Origin of the sequence: Ectopseudomonas chengduensis, assembly GCF_900102635.1 — a bacterium.
In the GTDB taxonomy this organism is placed as follows: Bacteria; Pseudomonadota; Gammaproteobacteria; order Pseudomonadales; family Pseudomonadaceae; genus Aquipseudomonas; species Aquipseudomonas chengduensis.
Map to the genome: position 1 here is coordinate 58,563 of NZ_FMZQ01000021.1, position 9,433 is coordinate 67,995.

General features: G+C 59.6%; 5 protein-coding genes, 1 tRNA gene and 1 pseudogene. 6 read left to right on the forward strand and 1 reads right to left on the reverse strand.

Features of this window, described 5'->3' with window-relative positions; translation table 11 throughout:
* The first annotated feature begins 15 nt into the window (after nucleotides 1–15).
* From rpoD to BLS08_RS23925, 5 genes are all read left to right on the forward strand, one after another.
* Nucleotides 16–1,863, forward strand: a complete 1,848-nt coding sequence (rpoD, locus tag BLS08_RS23910) for an RNA polymerase sigma factor RpoD (RefSeq protein ID WP_055985378.1) — start codon at nucleotides 16–18, stop codon at nucleotides 1,861–1,863.
* A gap of 155 nt (nucleotides 1,864–2,018) precedes the next feature.
* Nucleotides 2,019–5,753 (forward strand): bifunctional diguanylate cyclase/phosphodiesterase, encoded by a 3,735-nt coding sequence (locus BLS08_RS23915; RefSeq protein WP_055985375.1) that lies wholly within the window; start codon nucleotides 2,019–2,021, stop codon nucleotides 5,751–5,753.
* 16 nt (nucleotides 5,754–5,769) lie between these two features.
* Nucleotides 5,770–5,846, forward strand: a tRNA-Ile gene (locus BLS08_RS23920).
* 216 nt (nucleotides 5,847–6,062) lie between these two features.
* Nucleotides 6,063–6,923 carry a hypothetical protein gene (locus BLS08_RS26250; RefSeq protein WP_139204301.1) on the forward strand — a complete coding sequence of 287 codons (861 nt, stop codon included), beginning with the start codon at nucleotides 6,063–6,065 and terminating at the stop codon, nucleotides 6,921–6,923.
* Nucleotides 6,924–6,982: 59 nt separating this feature from the next.
* The gene (locus BLS08_RS23925; protein ID WP_055985372.1) at nucleotides 6,983–8,077 is read left to right on the forward strand and encodes a tyrosine-type recombinase/integrase; all 1,095 of its coding nucleotides are present in this window, start codon (nucleotides 6,983–6,985) and stop codon (nucleotides 8,075–8,077) included.
* 77 nt (nucleotides 8,078–8,154) lie between these two features.
* Here BLS08_RS23925 and BLS08_RS23930 read toward each other — a convergent pair whose 3' ends face one another.
* Nucleotides 8,155–8,913, reverse strand: a complete 759-nt coding sequence (locus BLS08_RS23930; RefSeq protein WP_090337621.1) for a hypothetical protein — start codon at nucleotides 8,911–8,913, stop codon at nucleotides 8,155–8,157.
* A gap of 296 nt (nucleotides 8,914–9,209) precedes the next feature.
* Here BLS08_RS23930 and BLS08_RS23935 point away from each other — a divergent pair.
* Nucleotides 9,210–9,433, forward strand: a pseudogene (locus tag BLS08_RS23935) (IS21 family transposase); the annotation flags it as partial.

The window sequence follows — 9,433 nt, forward strand, 5'->3', positions numbered from 1 at the left end:
AGTGGATAGGGTGTTATGTCCGTAAAAGCGCAGCAGCAATCTCGTATCAAAGAGTTGATCACCCTGGGTCGTGAGCAGAAGTATCTGACTTACGCAGAGGTCAACGACCACTTGCCTGAGGACATTTCAGATCCTGAGCAGGTGGAAGACATCATCCGCATGATCAATGACATGGGGATCCCGGTACACGAGAGTGCTCCGGATGCAGACGCCCTGATGCTGGCCGATGCCGACACCGACGAGGCTGCAGCCGAAGAAGCCGCTGCCGCCCTCGCCGCTGTCGAGACCGATATCGGCCGCACCACTGACCCGGTGCGCATGTACATGCGCGAAATGGGCACCGTGGAACTGCTGACCCGCGAAGGCGAGATCGAAATCGCCAAACGCATCGAGGAAGGCATCCGCGAAGTCATGAGCGCCATCGCTCACTTCCCCGGCACCGTCGACGGCATCCTCGCCGAGTACACCCGCGTCACCACCGAGGGCGGCCGTCTGGCCGAAGTCCTCAGTGGCTACATCGACCCGGATGACGGCAGCGTGCCTGACGAAGCCGCCGCCCCCGTTCCCGTCAAGGAAGGCGCCGCCGCTGAAGAAAGCGACGACGAAGAAGAAGACGAGAGCGGCGACGACGAGGAAGAAGAAGGCGATGGCGGCCCGGACCCGGAAGAAGCGGCTCGCCGTTTCACTGCCGTGGCCGAGCAGCAGGACAAAGTCCTCAAGGCGCTGAAGAAGCATGGTCGTGGCAGCAAGCAGGCCACCGAAGAGCTGGCCACCCTGGCCGAGCTGTTCATGCCGATCAAGCTGGTGCCCAAGCAGTACGACGCCCTGGTTACCAAGGTGCGCGACGCCCTCGACCGTCTGCGTGCGCAAGAACGCGCCATCATGCAGCTGTGCGTACGTGATGCGCGCATGCCGCGTGCCGACTTCCTGCGCCTGTTCCCGGGCAACGAAATCGACATGGATTGGGCCGCCGACCTGGCCAAGGGCAAGGCCAAGTACGCCGAAGCCCTGGGCAACCTGCAGGCCGACATTCAGCGCTGCCAGCAGAAGCTGGCCGATCTGGAAGCCGAGTGCAGCCTGACCCTGGCCGAGATCAAGGACATCAACCGTCGCATGTCCATCGGTGAAGCGAAAGCTCGCCGCGCCAAGAAGGAAATGGTCGAGGCCAACCTGCGCCTGGTCATCTCCATCGCCAAGAAGTACACCAACCGCGGCCTGCAGTTCCTCGACCTGATCCAGGAAGGCAACATCGGCCTGATGAAGGCGGTGGACAAGTTCGAATACCGTCGCGGCTACAAGTTCTCGACCTATGCTACCTGGTGGATTCGCCAGGCGATCACCCGCTCGATCGCCGACCAGGCGCGCACCATCCGTATTCCGGTGCACATGATCGAGACCATCAACAAGCTCAACCGCATCTCCCGCCAGATGCTGCAGGAAATGGGTCGCGAGCCCACTCCGGAAGAGCTGGGTGAGCGCATGGAAATGCCCGAGGACAAGATCCGTAAGGTATTGAAGATCGCCAAAGAGCCGATCTCCATGGAAACCCCGATTGGCGACGACGAAGACTCGCACTTGGGCGACTTCATCGAGGACAGCACCATGCAGTCCCCGATCGACGTAGCCACGGTCGAAAGCCTCAAGGAAGCCACTCGCGAAGTGCTGGCCGGCCTCACTGCCCGTGAAGCCAAGGTCCTGCGCATGCGCTTCGGTATCGACATGAACACCGACCACACCCTCGAGGAAGTGGGCAAGCAGTTCGATGTCACCCGTGAGCGTATCCGTCAGATCGAAGCCAAGGCGCTGCGCAAGCTGCGCCACCCGACGCGAAGCGAGCATCTGCGCTCCTTCCTCGACGAGTGATACCAGAACCCCCGGCCCAGGCCGGGGGTTTTGCTTTCTGGGCAGCGCGCCCAATCACTCGCCAGCCAAAGGCAGCGCAGACGCTGCAATCAAACTGCCATCCCGGCAATGGCCGATCTACACTACGACGATACTGATCGCGAAACGAGGCCGTTATGCCCCGCTTGCCGGCCATTTTGCTGTTGTGCCTGGCGTACTGGATGACCCCGGCCCTAGCCCTGACACTCAACGAGGACGAGCGCACCTGGCTGGCAGCCCACCCCGAACTACGCCTGGGTGTCGATGCATCCTGGCCACCTTTCGAGTTTCGTGACGAACAGGGTAACTATCACGGCCTGACCGCCGCCTATGTATGGCTGATCGAAGAGCGTCTTGACGTGAAGCTGCAGCCCGTCGAGCCCAGCAACTGGAGCGCGATACTGGAGCAGGCACGCATGGGCCAGGTCGACCTGCTCCCCGGCGTGATGTCGACACCCGAACGCCAGGAATACCTGATCTTCACCCGTCCCTACCTGGACTTTCCCATCGTCATCCTCGCCCGCAACGGCGGGCCGCAGCCGAGAAAGCTCAATGAGCTGTACGGTTTGAAGATTGCCGTGGTGGCTGACTACGCACCGCACGAGCTGCTGCGCCAGCAACACCCCGATCTCAACCTGCTGCCGCTGCGCAACGTCGCTGCCGCCCTACAGGCGCTGGCGACCAACCAGGTCGATGCCATGGTCGGCGATCTCGCCTCCAGCGTCTGGAGCCTGCGCCAGCTCAAGCTCGACGGCGTCTACATCAGCGGCGAAACGCCCTATCGCTATCAGTTGGCCATGGCCGCCCCACGTGGCCAGAGCATGCTGGTCGGCATCCTCGACAAACTCTTCGCCGAGCTCAGCGCCGAAGAAATCGCCGCCTTGCAGGAACCCTGGGTCGGCAGCGTGCTGGACAAACGCAAGGTCTGGCACGAAACCCTGCTCTACGGCCTGCCCGCCCTGCTCGGCCTGCTGGCGGTCATCGCCATCATCCTGCGCATCAACCGCCGCCTGAAACGCGAGATGCGCAACCGTGAAGCGCTGGAGCAGGAACTGCGTAACCGCGAGCAGCACTTTCGCGACATGGTCGAAAGCCTCTCGGCCATCACCTGGGAGACCGAGTCCAGCGGGCTCACCTACACCTACGTCTCGCCCCATGCGGAAAAATTGCTGGGCTACCCCCTGCACGAATGGCTGGAGCCCGGCTTCTGGCAACGCCACCTGCACCCAGACGATCACCAGCGCACCCTGCGCACCTGCCTGGAACAATGCTCGGCCGGCAACGACCACGCTCTGGAATACCGTCTGCTCGCCGCTGACGGGCGCACGGTGTGGGTGCGCGATATCGTCACCCTGCTGCAACGCGACGACCGCCAGGTGATTCGCGGCCTGATGGTCGACATCAGTGAAGCCAAGCAGACCGAGCAAGCCCTGCGCCTGTCGGAGCAGAAGTTCGCCTCGGTGTTCCAACAATGCCCGGACATCCTGATCATTGCCCGACGCGTCGACGGCGTGCTGCTGGAGGCTAACACCGCCTTCACCGAACAGACCGGCATCAGCGTCGAGCAAGCCATCGGCAAGACCGCCACCGAACTCGATCTATGGGGCGTGCCTGGCATCGGCCCGAGCCTGCTGCTGCGTCTTCAGGACGAAAGCCTGCGCAATCTGGAAATGCCCTTCCGCCGCGCCGATGGCAGCCTGTTCACTGGCCTCATCTCGGCCAGCCAGTTCGTGCTCGACAACACCCCGGCACTGGTCGTGGTGGTGCGTGACATCAGCCAGTTGAAGAGTACCCAGCAGCAACTGCAGATATCCGAGGAGAAGTTCGCCAAGGCCTTCCACGCCTCGCCCGATGGCCTGCTGATCACCCGTCTGCGCGACGGCCTGCTGGTGGAGGCCAACGACGGTTTCAGCCGCATCACCGGCTACAGCCTCGACGAGATTGCCGAACAAAGCACCCTCAGCCTGGGCATCTGGGCCGACCCGAAAGATCGTGAACGCCTGGTACAACGGATTCGCGAGCAAGGCAGCGTGCGCGACCTGATCGCCCCGGTGCGCACCAAGAGCGGCCAGTTGCGCCTCTGCGAACTCTCCGCGCAGCCGCTGCCCATAGGCGGCGACGAATGCCTGCTGACCATCGCCCGCGACATCACCGAACGCCAGCAGATGCAGGAAGAACTGCAGCAAGCCGCCACCGTCTTCGAAAGCACTGCCGAAGGCGTGCTGATCACCGACCTCGAACAGCGCATCACCGCGGTCAACCGCGCCTTCACCCAGATCACCGGCTACAGCGAGGCCGAAGCTCTCGGCCAGCGCCCCAGCCTGCTCTCCTCCGGCCAGCACGACAACGCCTTCTACGCCGCCATGTGGCACAGCCTGGCAGCCAACGGCCATTGGCAGGGGGAAATCTGGAACCGGCGCAAGAACGGCGAGCTGTACCCCGAGTGGCTGACCATCAGCGCCGTGCGCAACAGCGATAACCAGATCACCCACTTCGTCGGGGTATTCGCCGACATCTCCAGCCTCAAGCATGCCCAGGCACGCCTCGATCATCAGGCCCACCACGACCCGCTGACCGGCCTGCCCAACCGCCTGCTGTTCGAGAACCGTCTGCGCAGCGCCCTGGATGGCTCACGCGCCGACGACCAGCTGGGCGCCGTGCTGTTTCTCGACCTCGACCGCTTCAAGCAGATCAACGACAGCCTCGGCCACCCGGTCGGTGACCAGTTGCTCAAAGCCATCGCCGCGCGCCTGAAACTGCAGTTGCGCGATATCGACACCGTGGCCCGTCTCGGCGGCGACGAATTCATCATCCTGCTGCCCGGCCTGCACCAGCCGCAGGATGCCGAACAGGTCGCGCAGAAATTGCTCGAATGCTTCCGCGCACCGTTCCAGCTCGACAGCCACGAGTTCTTCATCAGCGCCAGTATCGGCATCAGCCTCTACCCCAAGGACGGCCTCGACGTCGCCACCCTGGTGAAGAACGCCGACGCGGCCATGTACCAATCCAAGGCCAAGGGCCGTAACCGCAGCGAGCTCTATACCCGCTCGCTGACCTTCCAGGTCAACGAACGCATGGCTATGGAACAGGAACTGCGCCGCGCCCTGGAGCGCGACGAACTGTGCCTGTACTACCAGCCCAAGTTCTGCCTGCGCAGCCAGAGCCTGGTCGGTGCCGAAGCGCTGGTACGCTGGCCGCACCCGGTGTTCGGCGACATCCCGCCGGATCGCTTCATCCCGGTGGCCGAAGAAAGCGGGCTGATCCTGCCGCTGGGCGACTGGGTGCTGGAACAAGCCTGCCGCCAACTGCAGGACTGGCAGGAAAGCGGCCACGGCTTCGGCGCCCTCTCGGTCAACCTTGCCGGCGCCCAGCTGCATCAGCCCGGCCTGCTGCCGCGCATCAGCGCACTGCTGCAGCGCTACAACCTGGCGCCGGAGCTGCTGCAACTGGAGATCACCGAAAACTTCATCATGAACCAGGCTGGCGAAGCGCTGGACATCCTCCACCGCCTCAAGCAGCTCGGCGTACAACTGGCCATCGACGACTTCGGCACCGGCTACTCCTCGCTCAGCTACCTCAAGCGTCTGCCGCTGGACGTACTGAAGATCGACCAGTCCTTCGTCCGTGGCCTGCCGGACGACCCACACGACCTGGCGATCACCCGCGCCATCATCGCCCTGGGCAACAGCATGCAACTGACGGTGATCGCCGAAGGCGTGGAAACCAAGGCCCAGGAACTCTGCCTGGCTGCCGAAGGCTGCCTGCAGATCCAGGGCTACGTGGTCAGTTGCCCGCTCTCGGCCGAGGCCTTCACCCGGAAATTTCTCCCGCCAGGTCAAGCGGTTGGCGCTGGCGAGAACGCGCCGGTATAATCCGCCGGCCTTCTGGGGGCCTATAGCTCAGTTGGTTAGAGCAGAGGACTCATAATCCTTTGGTCCACGGTTCGAGTCCGTGTGGGCCCACCACCTTCAAAGCCGCGCATTGCGCGGCTTTTTCGTTTCTGAACAAAAATATCCAGCCCAGCAATACAGTCAAAAAGTACAAATTCGGTACAGCACAGGCTTCATGCGTGACGCCCGCCCAAAGTTAACAGGCGGTTAATGCAGCCTTTTCCTGGCCTCACAAAGGGGCTTGCGGATTCAAAGCAGCTTATGAGAGCCTGTATATATATACAGCAAATCATGAGCCTGACTGATATGACCATTCTCATACCATTTGATGAATCAAACCCCCTCCCCAACATTGACTTGATAATAAAAAAATGGAGCACAATAACCGCTCCAATATATATTGAGAAACTAAGTCCTTCAGGAAGACCTACCGGGGCGATTGCTTTATTAGGATCTGCTTTTTGCGTCAGCCGGAATAACAACTATTTTCTTGTAACTGCCGCTCACGTTCTGAAGGGACTGCCCGATGGCTTAGCAATCACCGCAAGAATCGGAGAAAGAGCAGTCCTCCTAAACAACCTTCCTTTTCTACTATCAATGGAAGATGATCTAGCTATAACTATGCTCCATGCATCCTGGACAACCCAGTTTGGAATAGACAGAGTTAGATCAATAGACTTGGATGACGAAAAGAAAGGTTACACACGCTTGGGAACGTACATTTCCATAGGCTACCCAGGATCAAAGAATGGCATAAATCAGAGACTTAACAAATTTGCAATAAACATCCACGGCACAAGCTTTAATGAGAAACTAGAAAAACACGAATCCAAGCCTCATATAAAAAAACCCGTTGTATTCAAGTTCAACAAAAAAACTGCCCTTAACTCGAATAAGGGACGAGCAAATCCGCCGTGTTTTAGCGGAACCAGCGGGGGCCCAATCTTGGAGATAGTTGGCATAACTAAATTTGATGACTCAATCAGCATGAGCTGCCGACTTGAAGGAGTTTTCTTAGGCTGGCATAAGCGCGAGAAAGAGATCATAGGAGCTAGCGGCACCGCGTTAATCGCCCTAATCGATGAAGTACTTGACAAGATGAATGAGAGCAAAACTAGAACCACTTTACCCAGCATAAGCACTCATGCTTAGAGCAGAATAGTGTTCAGACGGGCCAAAATCCTGCTTAAGCTGACGAAGAGATGGCGACAATGGCAACAATCGTCAAAACCCCTGCCGGCACATGGAAAGCCGTAGTCCGAAAAACGGGCTGGCCAACCAACGCCAAAACCTTCCGCACCAAGCGCGACGCCGAAGACTGGGCGCGCCGCACCGAAGACGAGATGGTGCGCGGCGTGTATATCCAGCGCAGCGGCTCCGAGCGCATGACGCTGGAGAAAGCTCTAGAGCGCTACCTGTCCGAGGTGACGCCCAGCAAGAAGCCAACTACGCGCAAAGCCGAAGCCACCAAGGCCAAGCAACTGATCCAGCACCTGGGCAAATACTCCATGGCTGCCCTCTCCGCTGAAGTCATCGCCAAGTACCGCGACACAAGGCTCGGCACCCAGAGCAAGCGCGGCCTCCCCACCAGCAACAATACCGTGCGGCTTGAACTGGCCCTTCTCAGCCACCTTTTCACGGTAGCTATTCAGGAATGGGGCCTGGGCCTTACCTTCAACCCGGTGCTTAATATCCGCAAGCCGAGCCCGGGGGATGGCCGCGACCGGCGACTGTCCGCCGACGAAGAAAAGCGTCTGCTCGCTGCGGTGAACAACCACAGCAACCCCATGCTGGGCTGGATCGTCCGAATCGCCTTGGAAACGGGCATGAGGTCGTCGGAGATAACCGGCCTACGTTGCCATCAGGTAGACCTGAAAAAGCGCGTGGTGCGGCTCGCAGACACCAAGAACGACAGTGCTCGCACCGTTCCCCTTACCAAGCTGGCAACCGAAACATTCAGGGCCGCACTGGAGAACCCCGTTCGCCCCAAAGACTGCAATCTGGTGTTCTTCGGTGAACCGGGAAAGGACGATAAACGTCGCCCCTATGCATTCACCAAGACCTGGGGGCTGCTGAAGAAGAAGCTCGGGATGCCCGACCTGCGCTTCCACGATCTACGTCATGAGGCGGTCAGCCGTTTGGTCGAGGGCGGCCTCTCTGATCAGGAGGTCTCAGCCATCAGCGGCCACAAGTCGATGCAGATGCTCAAGCGCTACACGCACCTGCGTGCTGAAGACCTTGTCGGCAAGCTGGATAAGTTGGAGAGGAAAACGACCAAACGCAGCAAGCAACAGGCTGACAACTGATCTGCAGCCATGCAGCCTGGAATTTTCTCACCGCGCTTACTGAGGGCTTTAACTGACCCAGCTTCGGTCACCAGCGCTCAGGCATCTTCGCTGTGTGGCTTGTAGAAAAGATCCCAGCTGCTCTGGTGCGTAACGCGAGGGTCTTGTCCTGGGATCGGAGTCAGTTTGAGGCCGAGGGACTTGCCCTCCTCCAACTGCCGCTCCCAGGGCCGGTCAGTGCCTAGCACCCGACCAAGATGCTCAGCACGAGACTCTTCTCGGCCCTCCCAAGCCCTGACAAGCTCCTGATACTCATCGCTGGTTGCCAGTCGATAAGCCACGTCAACTAGATCGCTTCCAACCCAATGCGCCAAGGGAAGCGTCCTCTCAATTGCCGCAAGGCGCGCTTCATCGCTCTCCAGATCGACCTCACCCTCTTCATACAGTCGCTTTGCCAGGGCAATGGCCTTACTGAAATACGCATCCGCACCAGGCTGCTCCGCATGAAGAAACTCAGGGAAGGTCAACGCCGTTAATGGCGCCACATGACCATTGGCCGCATCGGTCACGCCAGTAACCAGCCAGAACGCATATTTCGGCCACAGGTGAGCAATCGACTCGATCATGGCTGAGGTCGGTTTCTGCTTGCGCGAGAACGCACTACGCCACCGGGCGGATGGAATACCTGTGAGCTGGGAGAGCTTTTCCCAGAAGCCGCGACCAGCGTACGGCGGCTGACTCCACAGGCTGAGCAGCGCTGAGAACGGCCCTTCGTGCCCCTTCAGGCTCTCAAGGTCAGCCGGAGACATCTGCTCCTTCAGAATCAGAATGACGCGGTCTTCAATCGTGCTTGACATCGTAAGCCTTCGATCATAAAAAGGACTAAATGTCTAAAATATGGACATTTAGTATTTTTTAAGGACTCTTACGCCTTTTTCGCGTAATGAGCGCAGTGTATCGCAAGCCATACAAGGAGTCGCAAGATGACAGTCGAAGAAACCCTGCTGAACCGCTATGGAGGCTCACCACTGTTGCCGCTGACCGAAAACTGACCCAGTAGAGGCTGTTCTGCCGACTGAAAACTGACCCAGGTGTTCAACTGCTTCTGCTCAATTTTTGAGCAGGAGAACACAGGGTGATCAGTATGGAAATGATGGGCAAAATTCGCCGGATGTATTTCCGCGACAAGCTGTCGCTGCATGAGATAGCCAAGCGCACCGGGTTGGCGCGCAACACGATTCGCAAGTGGGTCAGAGCACCTGAGGCCAAGCCGCCGGTCTACCAACGCCGCGCGATCTTCAACAAACTCAGCCCTTTTCACGCCACGCTGGAGCAGGCGCTAAAAGCCGATTCGCTGCGGCCCAAGCAACAGCGGCG